Raw genomic sequence first — 16,623 nt, forward strand, 5'->3', positions numbered from 1 at the left:
ATTACAGACGGCACGGGTCAAGGACGCCTATCGTCGACGCAAGCACATCGTTGAGCCACCCAATGGGTGGATCAAGTCGGTCCTGGGGTTCCGCCAGTTCAGTCTGCGCAGCTTCGCCAAAGCCAGATGCGAGTGGAAACTCGTCTGCATGGCGCTGAATCTGCGGCGCATGGCGTACTTGTGAGGCAAAACACAAGGCAAAACCTTCTCGAACCCGCTGCCGCCCGAATGGCGACTCGATACTCGACCCTGCAGCGCATCGGATGCGCGTTCCTTGGTCTTCGCACCAACGGCTCGGTGCCTGCAGTGGCGTCGAACAGCTCATCATTTCACGTCTGCCGCGCAGACTCCTAGGTTTTTGAATTTGGCTAAGTTAGACTAACCTAAGAAAATCAAATGCCAAGGATGCACATGCCAACTGTCAACATGTTCGAAGCCAAGTCCTCGCTTTCACGCCTTGTCGAGGCGGTGGAGACGGGGCGTGAGCGCGAAATCACCATCGCACGCAACGGCCGTCCTGCGGCCCGTCTGGTTCCTGTTGCTGCCGAACACGCAGGCCAGCGCATTGGGGTGGCCAAAGGGGTGTTTCAGGTACCCGAGAGCATAGACGGCGGCAATGCCGAGGTCGCCGTGCTGTTTTCAGGGCTGGCATCGTGAGGCTGCTGCTGGACACGCACATTGCGTTATGGGCCATCGTCGATGACATTCGGCTACCTGTCATGGCGCGTGGGCTTATCGAGGGCGCGGCCAATGAGGTGTGGGTGAGTGCAGCCTCCCTCTGGGAAATTGCCATCAAGCGTGCCTTGGGCCGTGGTGACATGCCGATATCGAGTGCGGATGCGTTGCGCTATTTCCAGGCGTCAGGCTACGGAATTTTGAGTATTTCAGCCGAGCATGCCATGGGGGTGGAAGGATTGCCCGGGCACCATCAAGATCCGTTTGACCGGCTTCTGATCGCCCAGGCCATGACCGAGCCCATGCGGCTTGTGACGCATGATCGCCATGTGGCGCTCTATAGCGACACGGTGATTTTTGTTTGATACGAATTGTGATTCAAATTGGGCTTCAGTGCATATGGGACAAGCGCCAAAAGCTATACTCCCGATAGCATGACAGCTCTCTTTCAGGAACTCGCCCAGCTCTGGCGCCTGCGCGCGCTGCTGCGCGTGCTCACGCGCCGCGAGGTGCATGCGCGCTACCAGGGTTCGGCGGCGGGTGTGGCCTGGGCCTATGTGCAGCCGCTGCTGACGGTGGCGGCGTATTACCTGGTGTTCGACATCGTCTTCGGCATGCGCCTGGGCGACAAGGCGCCCACGGGCCGCGTGGGCACCTATCTCATCGTCGGCAGCCTGCCCTGGATGGCGTTCTGCGATGCGGTGGGCCGGGGCACTTCCAGCCTGCTGGATGCGGGCGGCCTGTTGCAGAAAAACGCCTTGCCGCCCGCGCTGTTTCCGCTGCGCACGGTGGCCGCCAGCGCGGTGGTGTATGGGCCGCTGCTGCTGCTGCTGGTGCTGGCCTATGCGCCGCTGCACCACTTTGCGCTTGCCGTGGTGGCGGTGCTGCCGCTGCTGCTGTTGATGCTGCTGATGGCGGTGCTGCTGGCCTGGCTGCTGGCCATCATGGCGGCGGCGCTGCGCGATGTGGTGCAGGTGGTGGGGTTTGGGCTGGCCATCGGCATCTTCCTCTCGCCGGTGCTGTTCCCCATCACGCTGTTCCCCGCGGCGTGGCGCTGGGTGCTGTGGTGCAACCCGATGACGCCGGTGGTGCTGGGCCTGCAGTCGCTGCTGCTGCAGGGCGCCTGGCCGCCTGCGGCGGTGTGGGTGGCGTTGCTGGCGTGGATCGCTGTGCTGGCTGGGGCGCTGTCGCTGCTGGTGGCGCGCAGCCGCGAGCAGTTGGTGGATTGGCTGTGAGTGCTGATTCGCGGCTGAAGCCGCTCCCACAAAGCCAGGCCGAGTCCTCTCCTGTGGGAGCGGCTTCAGCCGCGAACTCCCCCACCGTCCTGCGTGCCGACGCCCTGGCCAAGGAATACCGCCTCTACGCCTCGCCGCGCGAACGCTTTCGCGCGCTGTTCACGCGCCGGGCGCTGCACCGCAGCCATTGGGCCTTGCGGGGCGTGACGTTTGAACTGCAGCGCGGCCAGTGCCTGGGCGTGATCGGGGACAACGGCGCGGGCAAGAGCACCCTGCTCAAACTGCTGACGGGCACGATACAGCCCAGCAGCGGCAGCGTCTGGCACGCCGGGCGGGTGACCGCGATTCTGGAGTTGGGAGCGGGCTTCCACCCCGATTTCAGCGGGCGCGACAACCTGTACTTTGGCGGCAGCCTGATCGGCATAGGCGCGGAGCAGATGGCGCGGCTGGAGCCCGAAATCATCGCCTTCTCCGAACTGGGCGAAGCCATGGACCGGCCGGTGAAGACCTATTCCTCGGGCATGGTGGTGCGCCTGGCGTTCGCGCTGGTCACCGCCGTGCAGCCCGATGTGCTCATCATCGACGAGGCGCTGGCCGTGGGCGACCAGCATTTCCAGAAGAAGTGCACCGAGCGCATCATGGCCTTTCGCGAAAGCGGCTGCGCCATCGTGTTCTGCTCGCACAGTTCCTACCACATCCGCCACATGTGCGATAGGGCGCTGTGGCTGCGCGATGGCCAGGTGGTGGAGCAGGGCGAGACCGAGGCGGTGATGGGTGCCTACGAGCTGCACAGCCGCCTGCGCGAGCAGGCGCTGGCGCCGCTGCAGGCCGATGGGGAGCCCGCGGCAGACGCCAGGCGCATGCCGCAGACCGATGCCCAGGGCGCCTGCCTGATGGCGGTGACGATCGACGACTTGGACGGCGACCGCCCGGCGCTGCTCGCCAGCCCCGATCTGGTGGTGCGCTTCACGGTGCGCGGGCGGGGCGATGAATGCCCGAACCTGGGTTTCATGATCGAACTGGCGCAGGGCTCGGGCATCACCTCGCTGGCCACGCACGAGGAGGGCGCGCGCCCCATCCTCCAGCCGGATGGCACCTGGCAGGCGGTGCTGACCTTTCCCGACTTGCCGCTGCACAGCGGCGAGTATGTGGTGAGCGCCTATCTATTCGACGAAACCGGGCTGGTGCTGTACGACGCGTGGCTGCAGTACCAGCGCTTTCGCTTCGTCTCGCCGACGCTGATGCCGGGGCTGGTGCGGCTGCCGCATCGGTGGGGGTGAGGGTGGATGGTAAAATGTAATACGTATACCGTATTTACATGAGGCTGCTCAATGCACAGAAAAATGACCATCACCCTCGATGAGGCGGTGTATGAGGGACTTTACCGAACCGTGGGACGCCGCAAGATGAGCCAGTTCATTGAAGATCTGATTCGCCCGCATGTGGCGGATACCTCGCTGGACAGCGGCTACCAGGCCATGGCTGCCGACAAAGAACGCGAGGCCGAGGCCGCGCAATGGTGCAACGCGCTGGCTGCCGACATGGCCGATGATGCGACGCGGTGAAGTCTGGTGGGTCGAGTTCGACCCAGCGGTGGGCAGTGAAATCCGCAAGACGCGGCCGGCCGTGATCGTGAGCAACGATGCGGCCAATCGCCATCTCGCGCGTGTGGTGGTGGTTCCGGTAACCAGCAATACGGGGCGGCAGTACCCCGGTGAAGCCGTGGTTACGGTTGGCGAACAAAGCAGCAAGGCCATGGCCGACCAGATCATGGCAGCCGACAAATCGCGGCTCAAAAGCCGGGTCGGCTTGCTTGCCAAGGCAGATATGCAGGCGGTTGAAGATGCGATCAAGGTGCATCTCGCCTTGCCGCGATAGTGATCCGGCTGCTGAACGAAGGGTTCTCGCCGCGATTTGATTTTCCCCAAACATCCCTATGACGCAAACAACAACCCAAGGCCAGCACTGGCTGAGCGAAGCCGAGCGCCTGCTGGCGCAAGGCGACCGTGCGGGCGCGGGCGAGCTGCTGGTGCGTGCGCGCGACGAGCGCGACACGCGCCTGGCGGCGCACCGGCTGATCGAGCGCGAATTCCCCCTGCTGTCCTACGGGCAGTGGATGGGCTGCCCCTGCGAAATTTCCGAAGCGGACGACATCTTCAAGTTCTTCGCGGCGCACCCGTCCAGCCTGAACCCGATCCGCGACTACCTGGCCGATGGCTGGCGCACCATGGCCGAGCTGGTGCTGCTGCTGGAGGCGGCCGGCCATCCGCTGCTGCAGACGCGCAGCTTTCTGGAGTTCGCCAGCGGCCACGGCCGCTTCACGCGCCACCTGGTCAAGGCGCTGGGCGCGCCGCGGGTGGTGGTGTCCGACGTGGTGGCGGATGCGGTGGACTTCGCGCGCTCGGCGCTCGGGGTTTCGGGTTTTGTCTCGGCGTCCGTGCCCGAACAGGTGGCGCACGCGCAGCAGCACGACGTGGTGTTCGTGCTCTCGCTGTTCAGTCACCTGCCGCGTTCGACCTGGGCGCGCTGGCTGGTGCGCATCTACGCCATGGTGGCGCCCGGTGGCGTGCTGGTGTTCACCACGCACGGCGATGCGGCGGTGCGCAAGCAGGGCGTGACGCTGGAGCCGGATGGATTCTTTTTCACGCCGTCGAGCGAATCGAATGCGATTGACGCGCAGGAGTACGGCACCGCCTTCAGCTCCGAAGCATTCGTGCGCGCCTGCATCGCCCAGCACCTGCCGGATGCGGTGGTGCGGGGTTTTTCACCCCAGCATTTCTGGCACCACCAGGATGCCTGGGTGCTGGAAAAACCCGCGCATTGAGGAGGCGGCATGCATACGAGTTCGCTGGCCCATGTGCAGGGCCTGGTGCATCAGTACCTTTCGGAGCGCACGGCAGAGCCGCTGTCCATCGTCGATATCGGCAGCTACGACGTCAACGGCAGCTACAAGCAGTTCTTCCTGCATCCCGCGTGGCGCTATACCGGCGTGGATCTGGCGGCGGGGCCAAATGTGGATGTGGTGCTGACCTCGCCCTACCGGCTGCCGCTGGCCAGCCATTCGGTGGACGTGATCGTCTCCGGGCAGGCGTTCGAGCATGTGGAATATTTCTGGCTCACCTGGCTGGAGATGGCGCGCGTGCTCAAGCCCGGGGGGCTGATCTTTCTGCTGGCGCCGTCGCGCGGGCCGGAGCACCGCTATCCGCAGGATTGCTGGCGGTTTTATCCGGATGGGTTCCGGGCACTGGCCAAATACGCGGGCATGGAACTGCTGCGCGTGAGCACCGACTGGCAGCCGCACCCAAGCGAGGACAGCGCGCCCTGGGGTGACACCGTGGGTGTGTTTCGCCAGCCCATGCTGTCCGCTGCGCAAAAGCTGCACCGCAGGGCGATGCAGCGGCTGCGCTACTGGACGGTACCCGGGTATCGCGGCTGAAAGTTCAGAACTTGCCCAGCCCTGCGAGCACGCCGTTGCGGTCTTTCACGCGCAGGACGTAGATGGTGCTGGTTTCGTCATGGCTGCCGATGGCGCGGCCGTTGACGGGTGTAAAGCGGTAGTCATCGATGGACGTGAAGGTTTGGTCCGTGCACTTCACCGCCTCGGCCGCGCCGCCAGGGTAGTTGCAGCGGATGGAGAGCAGGGCGCCAGTGCCTGTCGCGACGGTTGGGTCACCCGCGTACACATGGTCGAGGGTGTAGTACTCCAGCTGGTTTTTGCCGGGATCAAAGATCATCCAGCCGCCAAAGAGCGACTCTGGCTGCGGAGCCGCGGCGTCGCCAAATTGATAGCGTTGCATGGAAACGGCAGGTTCACCGGGGAATTGGATGGTGCCCTTGGTCGGACTGGTGAAATTGACCTGCACCGGGCCCGCATCCCCGGCTGCATGGGCGATGAGCGCCGGCCCGCCGTAGTACCGGCCACCTTCGTAGCGGATGAGCGAGTCGGCAGCCTTGCCCTGTGCGTAGTCCGCTACGGCCATGTGGAATGTGGAGGCGCCCGATGTTTCATAGTTGTAGACCTGCATCACCAGTTTGCCGGACTGCACGTCAATGGCCATGCCGCGGCCGGGCTTGCCGTCCAGCTCGGACGTGATGATCCAGTTGCCCGGATCGGGCGCCGGCTGGTAGATGGGTGGCGACATGGAGGCCGACGGGGCGTCCATCTGCCAATCCACTTTGACTGCGGAGGAGGTGTCTCCGATCCCCAGGCGCATGCCGACGACGCGCCGCGTGGTGGGTGGGCAGGGCGAGAAGGTGCAGCCCCCGGTGGCGCTGATCCGGCCGGACATGCTCTCCAGGTTCTTGGACCACACCAGTTTGCGCTTGCCTGGCGTCCCGTCGAACTGGATGTCGCAGGTGAATTGCTGCGTGGCGCTGGCGTAGCTGCAGATGGTGAAGGCGCCGCTGCCGTCCTTGAAGGATTGCGCGGTGTTGATCGCGGGGACGTTCATGGGGCCGGGGGAAAAGCCCGTGGTGGTGGTGTAGAGCAGGATGGCATTGACGGGTTTGTCGCTGTCGTCCAGCTCGGCCAGCAGCCACTGTTCGGTGGTCTTGGGCCCCGACAGGGTGCCCGCGGGAATGTTGTCGAAGTTGTAGCGCGAGATGGCCACCGCGGGCTCACCCGGGAACTGGATGGTGCCGGTGGTGGCGGAAGTGAAATTCACCTGCACGTCGCCGGCGCTGCCGTATTCCTCGGCGCTCCTGGGGCCGCTGCCGTAGTAGCGCCCGTCCTTGTACTGGCGCAGCGCGCCGCTGAAGTGGTTGGCGGTGATGGGGCCGTAGCTCATGTGAAACGTGGGCTGGCCGGCGATGTCGTAGTTGTAGACCTGCATCACCAGCGTGCCGTCCTGCACGTCGATGTTCATGCCGCGTCCGGGCTCGCCGTTGAGTTCGGAGGTGACCACCCAGTTGCCGTTCTGCACCGTGAAGCTGCCGGCCGCCTGGGCACCCAAGGCAGCGAAGAGGACGCTGCCGGCGAGTGCGGCGGAGCGTTGAAACTGTCTGGCGTGCATCATGGGATTCCCTCTGCGTCGTGGTTGCGGGCGTGCCGCGGGGCACGTGCAGCCATTCTGTGGCGCCACGAGAGGGTGGACAAGTGACTTTGGTCACTGTCTGAGGTTGATGATTTGCGGAAGTCGTTCGCGGCTGAAGCCGCTCTCACAGCAAAAATAGAGGTATCTGGGTTTTTGTGGGAGCGGCTTCAGCCGCGAACGAATCAGGCCTGCAGCCAGGTCTTGACGCGCTGCTGCCAGTGCGCGGGCACGGCGCGCGCGACGCTGCGCAGCAGGGGCAGGCTGCGCAGCCGCACGAGCACACCGAGCAGGCCGGTCTTGACCACGGCATCGGCGCCGGGCTGGGGCAGCCAGGCGGCGAGCGCGGCGGCCGTCAGGGGCGGCGCGCCGGAGGCGACGGGCGCGGGCAGGCCCGCCAGGTAGTCGCGCTCATAGCGCCAGTCGGCCGCGGCACCGTGCGTGCCCACGGGTGGTTCGGGCGGCGTGGCGCTGGCAAAGTGGGCGCTGCGCAGCCCGGTGAAAAATGCCACCCATTGCGCCGCGCTCTGGTCCCACGGGTGTACCCAGCTCCAGGGGCGGCCCGCGACGCGTTCGGCAAAGGCGCCGATGTCGGGCACGGCCACGGGCAGGCCGGCCTGCAGCACCGCGCTCAGCGTGTAGCTGTAGGTTTCCGGCCATTGGGCCGGGAACCACACCAGGTCGGGCTGCAGCCAGGCCAGCAGCCCGGGCAGGTCTTCGTCCTGGTACTCGCCGTGCACCGTGAGGCGCGCGCGCGGCTGGGTCTGCAGGTGGCGGTAGCAGTAGCCCAGCAGGTGGAATTCCAGCGGTGCGTTGCGCCTGGCGGCTTCCAGCGCTGCCGCTTCGAGTACGTCGGCACCCTTGATGACGCTGAGCGCGCCGATGACGACGATCTTCAGCGGGCGGCCCTCACCCCTGCTCTCTCCCAGAGGGAGAGGGGGAAAGAAAGGGGCGGGCGCTGGGGTGGGCAGGTGCGTGCCGGGTGCGATGTCGGTGTGCGGCACGACGAGCACGCTGGCTGCCGGGGCAAATGCGGCGATGCGCGCGCCGCAGTCGTGGCTGGGGGTGAAGACGTGGCGTGCGTTGGTCAGCAGGTAGGCGTTGGCGCCGCGCCATTGGGCGACGGTTTTGGCATCCGAGGGTGCGTCCCCCGGCGCGGCCATCTCGGGCGGGCAGCAGCGGCACTGGCCCGGGGCGCTCTCGCCTTCGTAGTGACTGCCTTTGCCGGTCATGCTGATGTAAGTGCAATAGCTGTAGTAATCGTGCACCGTGCAGTCGTAGGCCACATGCAGCAGCGCGGGCAGGTCGCGCACGCGCGCATCGTGCCCGAGCAGGTGGTGGTAGTGCAGATGGCGGACGCCGAGCTGGCGCAGCACGGTGAGCAGATCGTTCCACTGGTCTTTCAGGCGGAAGGCGAGGGTGAAGCCTTCGCCCCGGCCTGCCATGCGCAGCAGCACGCGGCCGCCGGCCGCCGGCGTGAGCGTGAGAAACTGCGCCGTGCCGGCAAGGTGCAGGGCCAGTTCGCGCACATGCCGCACCGTACCGCCGGCGCGGTCGTGCAGCACGGCGAGGATGGTGGGCCGGTGCGCGACCTGCAGACGGGCCACGTCCAGCGCCAGCCGGTACGGCGCGGCCGGGTCGGCCTGCACGAAGGCCTGCACCTCGCGCGCATAGCGCGGGTACAGGCGGTCCAGGGTCTGCATGGCGGCGCGCTCGCGCGGGCTCTTGCTGTCGCCGAAGCTCACGCCGCCGGTGTGCAGCACGAAGGTGTCGAGCAGATGCAGGTTGCGCCAGCCCCTGGCGGCGGCGCGCTGGCAGAAGTCGTTTTCTTCGCCGTAGCCCTTGCCGAAGTTGGCCACGTCGAAGAGGCCCACGTCACGCAGGCAGTCGCGGCGGATGTACATGCAGAAACCCACGCCGGTGGGCACGTCGACGACCGCGCCGGGGTGGGTGCGGGCGCACAGCGCATCCAGGCTGGCGGTGGTTTCGCCCGGCGGCAGCGGGTTGTCCTTGCAGAAGCGCGGGTAGCTGCAGATGGTGGCGTTGGTCGAGAACGGCGTGACGCTGGCGACCTTGGCGTCGCCATAGGCGGCGGCGCGGATGCGGTCGAGCCAGTCGTTTGCCACCTCGGTGTCGCTGTTGAGCAGCAGCACGTCGTTGTCGCTGGAATGCTGCATGCCGCGGTTCACCGTGGCGACGAAGCCGAGGTTCTCCTCGTTTTCGAGCAGCGTGATGCGGTCCGGGTGCTGCGCGGCAATCTCGCGCAGCCAGGCGGTGACTTCGGGCTCGGGGCTGCAATCGTTGATCACGACCAGGCGCCAGTCGCAGGCCAGCGGCGCCGCGAGCACCGAGGCGATGCAGCGCCGGGTATCGGCCAAGCCCTTGTAGACCGGGATGATGATGTCCACCGGGTGGGCGGCGGGGGCGATGGGTGTGGCGGCCGGGCGGCGCGCGGCGCGCAGGCGCCTGGGCGTGCGGCCCAGCAGGCGATCGACTTGCATCTTGGCGGCGACCAGCGGGCGCGTGGCCCGGAAGATGGTGGAATTCTCTATGGCCGTGAGGTGTTCGCCCAGGCCGCGCAGTTCGTGGCGCAGGCGGGCGGTCTCGCGCTGCCACTGGTCGGCCTGCTGCTGAAAGCTGCTGCTTTGTTCCTGCAGCAGCCGGGTCTGGGCAAGGCTGGTCTGGAGTTGCGGCTCCAGCACGCCCAGACGCGCCAGCAGCGGCTGGACGGTGGCCGAGAGCGCCAGATAGTCGGCCGACATCGGCCAGCCCAGTTCCACCTCCAGCCGCGCGGCGCCCGAGAGCTGCGCGGCGGGGATGGGCAGTTCAAGCCACGGGTCCTCGCCGGTCAGCAGCAGCAGCGCGGGGCTGCTGGCGGGCAGCGGGCCCTGCCAGACGATGGATTGCAGCCGGGTGTTGGCCAGCAGCGCGCCGGCGCCGTCCGCACTGGTCCATTGCCACAGGCAATGGGCCTGCGCATCGAGCAGGCGCAGGCGGTGCAGGTGCAGAAAGCCGGGGCGGTCGGCCGGGTCCAGGCGGATGGTGGTGGGCGGCGCGGCGCTGTCGGGCAGCGTGAAGTGCAGCGTTTGCCGCTCCTGCCCCAGCACGCCGGTGGCGCTGCGCTTGTCCTGCTCGGCAAAGCCCTGGCGGCCATAGGCCACGTACAGCTGCGCGGTGAACAGCGCGGTGGCGGGCGCGTCGTTGGCGCCGAAGTCGTTGGCCACCACCTCCGGGGCGGGTTCGGCGGCGCCGATGAACTGGTAGGCCAGCGCATCGGGCGTGGCCAGCAGGTAGCGCGCGACGGCGGGCGGCAGCTCGTCAAAGCGGGTTTTGAACTCCGATTCCGGCAGTTCGCGGCGGATGGTGTCCAGCTGACGCAGCGCCCATCGGTTTTCTCCGAGGAAGCGGCTGAGCGAGCGGCGCGTGAAAAAGCGCAGGTGGGTGCGGTCGAGCAATCCTTCCTCGCGGTAGCGGAACTCGCCCTGCAGCAGTTCGGCGATCAGCCCGGCGTAGCCGGCGTTGGGGACGGATGTCAGCAGTTGCCCGCCGCTTTTGAGCAGCAGGCGGCAGGCATCGAGCACGCGCTCGGGCTGGCTCAGGTGTTCGAGCACGTCGGCACAGACGATGGTGTCGTAACTGTTGTGCTCGAATGTTTCCAGCAGATCGCAGGTCTCCAGGTTGTCGACGACCACGCGGCGGTAGTGCGGGCGGGCGTGCGCGGCCTCGGCTTCGCTCCAGGTCAGGCCGTCGACGGTGCACTGGCGGGTTTCGCGCAGGTACTGGCCGAGCGCGCCGCTGCCGCAGCCGAGATCCAGCACCGTGGCGCCGGGTGGGGCGAGGCTGGCAAGAACGGAGAGCGAGGTGCGTTCGCCCTCGCGGATGCTGCGCAGGTAGACGTGCAGATCCGTGATGGTTTGTGTCATGGGCGCGGATTATCCCAAGGCGGGGCGGGCCGCCGTGCGGCGACAATAGCGGCCTCATGGGAGCGGTGCATTTTCCGGTGCGGGAGGGTCTTGTGGTGTCCGTGGTCAGCCACGGACATGGCGCGGCCGTGCGCGAGCTGCTGCAAGACCTGGCGAGGCTCAGCCCGGGTGTGGTCACGCGCGTGGTGCTGACGCTGAACCTGCCGGGCGAGCCGGCGCCGGCCGGCCCCACGGATCGGTGGCCTTTCGTGCTCCAGGTGCGCCGCAATGCCCGCCCGCTGGGCTTTGGCGCCAACCATAACCGTGCGCTCGCCGGCGCGCAAGAGCCGTGGGTCTGCGTGCTCAACCCGGATGTGCGCCTGGCGAATGATCCGTTTGCCGGCCTGATCGCCCAGGCGGGCGGCGCGGGCGTGGGGGCGGCCTATCCTTTGCAGCGGGATGCGCGGGGGCGCTTGCAGGACAGCGAACGTGCGCTGCCCACGCCGATGGCGTTGTGGCGCCGGCGTGTGCTGGGCCGAAGCGAGCCGCGCACGGACTGGGTCAACGCGGCCTGCCTGGTGTTGCCGGCGCCCGTGTGGCGGCAGCTGGGCGGGTTTGATGAACGCTATTACATGTATTGCGAGGATGTGGACCTGAGCCTGCGCCTGCGCCTGGCCGGTCTGCGCCTGGTGCGTGCGCCGGTCACGGTGGTGCATGCCGGGCAGCGGGCCAGCCACCGCAGCCTGCGGCATCTGGCCTGGCATCTGCGCAGCCTGCTGCGCCTGTGGTGTTCGCCCACATTCAGGGCCGCGGGCCGGCTCGCGCCCGCGCCCTTGACGCCGCTGGCGCACGAAGGACGGCCATGATCGTGCTGGCCGTGGTGGCGTTTCTGGTGACCTTGTGCTCCGCGGCCCTGGTGATTCGCTGGCTGGGGTGGCGGTCCGTGCGGTATGGCCTGGGCAAGCCGCAGCGGTTCCACATGGGGGAGGTGCCGCGCCTGGGCGGGATCGCCCTTTTGCTGGGCTTGTGCGCGGGCTGGTTTGCCGGGGCCTGGCAGACGCTGACTGGCGATCCCGGTTCATTGCAGTTGGGTGGCGGCGTGGTGCACTGGCTGGCCGTGCTGCTGCCGGCGGTGCTGTGCGGCATTGCAGAGGATTTGACGCAGCGACTGAAGGTGGCGTGGCGCCTGGCGATGACGCTGGTATCGGGCTTGCTGGCGCTGTGGCTTCTGGGCCTGGAGGTGCAGCGGCTGGACTTGCCCTGGGTCGATGGGCTGCTGCATGCTGCGCCCTGGCTGGGCATGGGGGTTGTCCTGCTGGCGGTGGCGGGCCTGCCGCACGCGTTCAACATCATCGACGGCTACAACGGGCTGGCCGGCATGGTGGCCTTCATCATCAGCCTGGCGCTGGTGCATGTCTGCCTGCAGGTGGGAGACAGGCAGCTGGCGGCCATCGTGGTCTGCATGGCGGGTGCGACGGCGGGGTTTCTGGTATGGAACTATCCGCGCGGCCTGCTGTTTGCGGGGGATGGCGGCGCCTACCTCTGGGGTGGCGTGGTGGCGCTGGCGAGCATTGCCCTGGTGCAGCGCCACCCGCAGGTTTCTCCCTGGTTTCCGGTGCTGCTGCTGATCTATCCGGTCTGGGAGACGGTGTTTTCCATCTACCGCAAACTGGCGCGCGGCGAGTCTCCCGGCATGGCGGATGCGCTGCATTTTCACCAGCTGATTTACCGGCGCATCGTGCGCAGCGTGCTGTTCGAGGACGAAGCGCGGCGCATGCTCAAGCGCAACAACCGCACCGCGCCCTACCTGTGGGCCTTCACCATGCTGTCCGTCGTGCCGGCGGTGCTGTTCTGGAGCAACACGCCGGTGCTGCTCGGGCTGTGCCTGCTGTTCTGCGTGAGCTATGTGGCAGCCTACGTGGCCATCGTGCGCTTCAAGGTGCCGGACTGGATGAAGTTTTGATTTTGTAATGGGTTTCGGGTGAGAGATTGTTCGGCTATTTCGTAGCCCAATTGACCACTGATCGGCCGATCCATCGGCCAGAGGGCTGGCCTCCTACAAAACAACCCCCTTCTCTGTGGGAGCGGCGCCCTCGCCGCGATGACACGCTATCCCCCATCGCCCAGCAACCACACGCTGGCCTGATGCAACTCCATTCCATCAGGCAAGGCAACCTTGGCCGGCATGTATTGCGCCACCAACAAGCAGCGTGCCCGCGGCCACAAAGCTTGCGCATCTTGCAAGGCACGCACCTCGCGCTGCGGGGTAGCGGCGTCGCCTATGTCCAGACACACCTGCACCAGCCATTGCTGACCATCTGGCAGATGGGCGTAAAAATCCACCTCAAACCCGCCAGGCGTCAGCACATAGCCCACCTGCGCACCCCGGCGCAGCAGTGCATGCAGCACCGCCGTCTCCAGCGCATGGCCGCCATTGGGTTTGCCGGATTTGTCAAACAGCGCCATCAACCCCGTATCCACCGGATAAACCTTGCGCGGGTTGACCTGCTGGCGGCGAACAGAGTCGGTTGCAAGGGCCACGCTGTGAAGCAAAAAGGCATCTTCCAGATGCGCCAGCATCTGGTGCAAAGTCTCCTTGGCCACAGGCACCCCGCGCGAGCGCAAATCGGCGTGAAATTTATTGATGCTGAAGCCCCCCGCCGCATTGCCCAAGAGCTGCTGCACCAACCAGCGCAACACCTGGGGCTGGCTCAGGTTATGGCGTTCCAGCACATCGCGCAGCAGCACCACGTCCACATAACTGCGCAGCAGCTCGCCGCGGCTGCGCGCATCCAGCCCCTGAGCCTCAGGAAAGCCCCCCTCAGCCAGATAACGATCCAGCGCCGCATCCAACTGCGACAGCTCCGCCTTGGGCAGACGGTCACTCGCAACAGCGGGCTCTTGCCCCGCATGGCGCAGCGCCTCACGCAAGCTGAAGGGCGACACCACCGCTTCCAGTGCGCGCCCGCGCATGCTGGTGGCCACCTCGCGCGAAAGCAGCTTGGCTGACGAGCCGGACAAGAACAGCTCCACGTTTTCGCTGTCGAGCAAGCGGCGCGCAAACAGCTCCCAGCCCGGCACCACTTGAATTTCGTCCAGGAAAAACGTGCATCGCCGCTGATCCCGCCACTGCGGGTGCAGGCGGTAATACTCATCCAGCAGCATGTCCAGATCGCTGCCCTGCAAGCCCGCCAGTCGCTCGTCCTCGAAGCTGAAGTACAGCAGCCCCTGGCGTGGCATACCCTGGGCATGGCGCTGCGCCAACAGTTGCCACAAAAAGCTGGTCTTGCCCGCGCGGCGCATGCCAATCACCGCCAAGGCCTTGCCCGGTACCGCAGGCAGCCACACATCGCGTCGCGTGAGTGCGGGCAATGGCGCGGCCTGCGTGTCCAAAATTTTTTGACGGAAAATGGCGCGAAATTGATCGTTCATGAAAGTCAATTTTATTTGAATACGTCCGTTTAAAAAATACAATTTAACTTGTGGGAATGGCACCCTCGCTGCGCTGGATTTCGCACCAACAGCCATCTTTCAGAGGGCTGGCTTCTTACAAAACAACCAACTTTTGGGTGAGTGGTTAGGACGACGCCCAGCCGTAATGCAACGCTTGCACCAGCCATTGGCTAGCGCGCTGGTGGTGCACAGCAGCGGCAGCGTGGTGCCGCTGTTTCGAAGGCAGTTGCGTCATGGCGGGCCTTTGACGGTGACGCACGCCGAGCTGGTTCCTGCCCTGCTGGAATTGCGCTGCGCCGCCAAGGCGGGCGACACAGAAGCGATCCACAGTCTTCTTGCGCAATTGGTAGGAGGCTACCGCCACGAGCAGCTCGCCACGGAGTCCGCAGCTACCTGAGTGCGCCACAATGATTGATCCGGCTAGGTGAAGTCTGTACTGAGATTGTGGGAGCGGCTTCAGCCACGCAACCGTTCGCGGCTGAAGCCGCTCCCACGACTGGAGACCTCATCGGGCCTGATCAATAACGCTGTTTCCAATTACCTTGAGTGTCCGCCCATGACCGAATCTGCATCCATCGCCGCCCGCGACAAGGCCGAAATCCTGGCCCAGGCGCTGCCCTACATCCGCCAGTTCCACGGCAAGACGCTGGTCATCAAATACGGCGGCAACGCCATGACCGACCCGGCGCTGCAGCAGGATTTCGCCGAGGACGTGGTGCTGCTCAAATTGGTGGGCATGAACCCGGTGGTGGTGCATGGCGGCGGGCCGCAGATCGAGGCGGCCCTGAAGCGCCTGGGCAAGGAGGGCCGATTCATCCAGGGCATGCGCGTGACCGACGCCGAGACCATGGAGGTGGTCGAATGGGTGCTGGCCGGCGAGGTGCAGCAGGACATCGTGGGCCTGATCAACCAGGCGGGCGGCAAGGCGGTGGGTTTGACCGGGCGCGACGGCGGCCTGATGCGCGCGAAAAAGCTCAAGATGCTCGACCACAAAGACCCCAGTCTGGAACACGACGTGGGCCAGGTGGGCGAGATCGTCGCGATCGATTCGAGCGTGGTGAAGGCGCTGCAGGACGATGCCTTCATCCCCGTGGTCAGCCCGATCGGCTTTGGCGCGGACAACGAAAGCTACAACATCAACGCCGACGTGGTGGCCAGCCGCCTGGCGACCGAGCTGAGAGCGGAAAAGCTGCTGCTGCTCACCAACATCCCCGGCGTGCTGGATAAACAGGGCAAGCTGCTGCCCGAGCTCACAGCGGCGCAGATCGATGGCCTGATCCAGGATGGCACCATCTCCGGCGGCATGCTGCCCAAGCTGGCCGGCGCGATCGATGCCGCCAAGGCCGGGGTGAACGCGGTGCACATCGTCGATGGGCGCGTGCCGCACGCGATGCTGCTGGAAATCCTGACGGACCAGGCCTACGGCACGATGATCCGCGGGTAGCGCAGTGGCTTGTTGCTCCGGCGCTATGCAATCTCCAGTTGTGGGAGCGGCTTCAGCCGCGAATGCAGCCGTTCGCGGCTGAAGCCGCTCCCACAAGCGGTACAAACTTCACAGGGTCGGATCAATAGGGCAGCCGCCCTAATTTTTGTCGCGGTGGAACTGGCAGTGCAGCAGACTTTCGTGCAAAATAGCACGACCGTTCGTTTTATTTCATGCCAAACCAGACCGCTCCATCACGTTCCTCCGCGCACCGCGCGGTGGGCCGCCCTGCGCACAAGGGGCAACAGACCAAGGCGATGATCGTCGATGCGGCGCTGCAGCTCGCCAGCCAGATCGGGCTGGAAGGGCTTTCCATAGGTGCGGTGGCGGATGAGACGGGCATGAGCAAATCGGGCGTGTTCGCCCATTTCGGCTCGCGCGAAGAACTGCAGATTTCCGTCGTGCACGAATACCACCAGCGCTTCGAGCAGGAGGTGTTCTACCCCGCGATGCAGGAAGAGCGCGGCCTGCCGCGGCTGAAGGCGCTGTTTGACCGCTGGATGCAGCGCACCTCGGTGGAGATCGATTCGGGCTGCATCTACATCAGCGGCGCGGCGGAGTTCGACGACCGCCCCGGCCCGGTACGCGAGGCCCTGGCCGGTTCGGTGCGCACCTGGCTGGCGGCGATGCGCCGCGCCATCGCGCAGTGCAAGGAATGCGGGCAGCTGCGCGCCGACACCGATGAAGAACAGGTGCTGTTCAGCATTCACGGAATGATTCTGGCGCTGCACTACGAGGCGCGCTTCCTGCAGACCCCCGGATCGCTGGAGCGTGCGCACCGGGGCTTCGACAACATCCTCACGCGCTACGCCGCCTGAGGTTTTTCTTTTCATCCATTCAACACA

General features: G+C 66.0%; 16 protein-coding genes and 1 pseudogene. 14 read left to right on the forward strand and 3 right to left on the reverse strand.

Annotation, left to right across the window (positions count from 1 at the left end):
- The 9 genes from K320_RS0111235 to K320_RS0111275 form a co-directional block, all read left to right on the forward strand.
- On the forward strand, positions 1 to 184 hold a 184-nt coding region (locus K320_RS0111235; RefSeq protein WP_024538934.1), incomplete at its 5' end, for a transposase.
- A gap of 227 nt (positions 185 to 411) precedes the next feature.
- Positions 412 to 657 (forward strand): type II toxin-antitoxin system Phd/YefM family antitoxin, encoded by a 246-nt coding sequence (locus tag K320_RS0111240; protein ID WP_024538935.1) that lies wholly within the window; start codon positions 412 to 414, stop codon positions 655 to 657.
- The gene (locus tag K320_RS0111245) at positions 654 to 1,040 is read left to right on the forward strand and encodes a type II toxin-antitoxin system VapC family toxin (protein WP_024538936.1); all 387 of its coding nucleotides are present in this window, start codon (positions 654 to 656) and stop codon (positions 1,038 to 1,040) included. The genes K320_RS0111240 and K320_RS0111245 overlap by 4 nt, the downstream gene beginning before the upstream one ends.
- A 69-nt stretch (positions 1,041 to 1,109) precedes the next feature.
- Positions 1,110 to 1,910 (forward strand): ABC transporter permease, encoded by an 801-nt coding sequence (locus K320_RS0111250; RefSeq protein WP_024538937.1) that lies wholly within the window; start codon positions 1,110 to 1,112, stop codon positions 1,908 to 1,910.
- A 53-nt stretch (positions 1,911 to 1,963) separates the two neighbouring features.
- The gene (locus K320_RS0111255) at positions 1,964 to 3,190 is read left to right on the forward strand and encodes an ABC transporter ATP-binding protein (protein ID WP_024538938.1); all 1,227 of its coding nucleotides are present in this window, start codon (positions 1,964 to 1,966) and stop codon (positions 3,188 to 3,190) included.
- A 63-nt stretch (positions 3,191 to 3,253) separates the two neighbouring features.
- Positions 3,254 to 3,475, forward strand: a complete 222-nt coding sequence (locus K320_RS0111260; RefSeq protein WP_245593875.1) for an addiction module antitoxin — start codon at positions 3,254 to 3,256, stop codon at positions 3,473 to 3,475.
- Complete coding sequence (locus K320_RS0111265) at positions 3,459 to 3,788, forward strand: type II toxin-antitoxin system PemK/MazF family toxin (protein WP_245593876.1); 330 nt, start codon at positions 3,459 to 3,461, stop codon at positions 3,786 to 3,788. The genes K320_RS0111260 and K320_RS0111265 overlap by 17 nt, the downstream gene beginning before the upstream one ends.
- A gap of 58 nt (positions 3,789 to 3,846) precedes the next feature.
- Entirely contained in the window at positions 3,847 to 4,734 is an 888-nt protein-coding gene (locus tag K320_RS0111270) for a methyltransferase domain-containing protein (RefSeq protein ID WP_024538941.1), read from the forward strand.
- Between the two features lie 9 nt (positions 4,735 to 4,743).
- Positions 4,744 to 5,346 carry a methyltransferase domain-containing protein gene (locus K320_RS0111275; RefSeq protein ID WP_024538942.1) on the forward strand — a complete coding sequence of 201 codons (603 nt, stop codon included), beginning with the start codon at positions 4,744 to 4,746 and terminating at the stop codon, positions 5,344 to 5,346.
- A gap of 4 nt (positions 5,347 to 5,350) precedes the next feature.
- Here the strand turns inward: K320_RS0111275 and K320_RS0111280 are convergent, their stop codons facing one another.
- On the reverse strand, positions 5,351 to 6,925 hold the full coding sequence (locus K320_RS0111280; protein WP_024538943.1) for a hypothetical protein: 1,575 nt from the start codon (positions 6,923 to 6,925) through the stop codon (positions 5,351 to 5,353).
- 200 nt (positions 6,926 to 7,125) lie between these two features.
- Entirely contained in the window at positions 7,126 to 10,863 is a 3,738-nt protein-coding gene (locus K320_RS0111285; protein ID WP_024538944.1) for a methyltransferase domain-containing protein, read from the reverse strand.
- Between the two features lie 56 nt (positions 10,864 to 10,919).
- Between K320_RS0111285 and K320_RS0111290 the strand changes: the two genes are divergently transcribed.
- Together K320_RS0111290 and K320_RS0111295 are read left to right on the forward strand one after the other, a co-directional pair.
- Positions 10,920 to 11,708 carry a glycosyltransferase family protein gene (locus K320_RS0111290; protein ID WP_211236114.1) on the forward strand — a complete coding sequence of 263 codons (789 nt, stop codon included), beginning with the start codon at positions 10,920 to 10,922 and terminating at the stop codon, positions 11,706 to 11,708.
- Entirely contained in the window at positions 11,705 to 12,805 is a 1,101-nt protein-coding gene (locus K320_RS0111295; RefSeq protein WP_024538946.1) for a glycosyltransferase family 4 protein, read from the forward strand. The genes K320_RS0111290 and K320_RS0111295 overlap by 4 nt, the downstream gene beginning before the upstream one ends.
- Before the next feature lie 146 nt (positions 12,806 to 12,951).
- On the opposite strand, the gene K320_RS0111300 is transcribed toward K320_RS0111295, so the two are convergent.
- Positions 12,952 to 14,370 (reverse strand): ATP-binding protein, encoded by a 1,419-nt coding sequence (locus tag K320_RS0111300; protein ID WP_211236115.1) that lies wholly within the window; start codon positions 14,368 to 14,370, stop codon positions 12,952 to 12,954.
- Between the two features lie 106 nt (positions 14,371 to 14,476).
- Between K320_RS0111300 and K320_RS19720 the strand changes: the two are divergent.
- The 3 genes and pseudogenes from K320_RS19720 to K320_RS0111315 form a co-directional block, all read left to right on the forward strand.
- A pseudogene (locus K320_RS19720) lies at positions 14,477 to 14,566 on the forward strand (polysaccharide biosynthesis protein); the annotation flags it as partial.
- Positions 14,567 to 14,851: 285 nt separating this feature from the next.
- Positions 14,852 to 15,739, forward strand: a complete 888-nt coding sequence (gene argB, locus K320_RS0111310; protein ID WP_024538949.1) for an acetylglutamate kinase — start codon at positions 14,852 to 14,854, stop codon at positions 15,737 to 15,739.
- Positions 15,740 to 15,951: 212 nt separating this feature from the next.
- The gene (locus K320_RS0111315) at positions 15,952 to 16,596 is read left to right on the forward strand and encodes a TetR/AcrR family transcriptional regulator (protein WP_029696068.1); all 645 of its coding nucleotides are present in this window, start codon (positions 15,952 to 15,954) and stop codon (positions 16,594 to 16,596) included.
- The last annotated feature ends 27 nt before the right edge of the window (positions 16,597 to 16,623 follow it).

Origin of the sequence: Comamonas badia DSM 17552, from assembly GCF_000484635.1 — a bacterium.
GTDB lineage: Bacteria > Pseudomonadota > Gammaproteobacteria > Burkholderiales > Burkholderiaceae_C > Comamonas_C > Comamonas_C badia.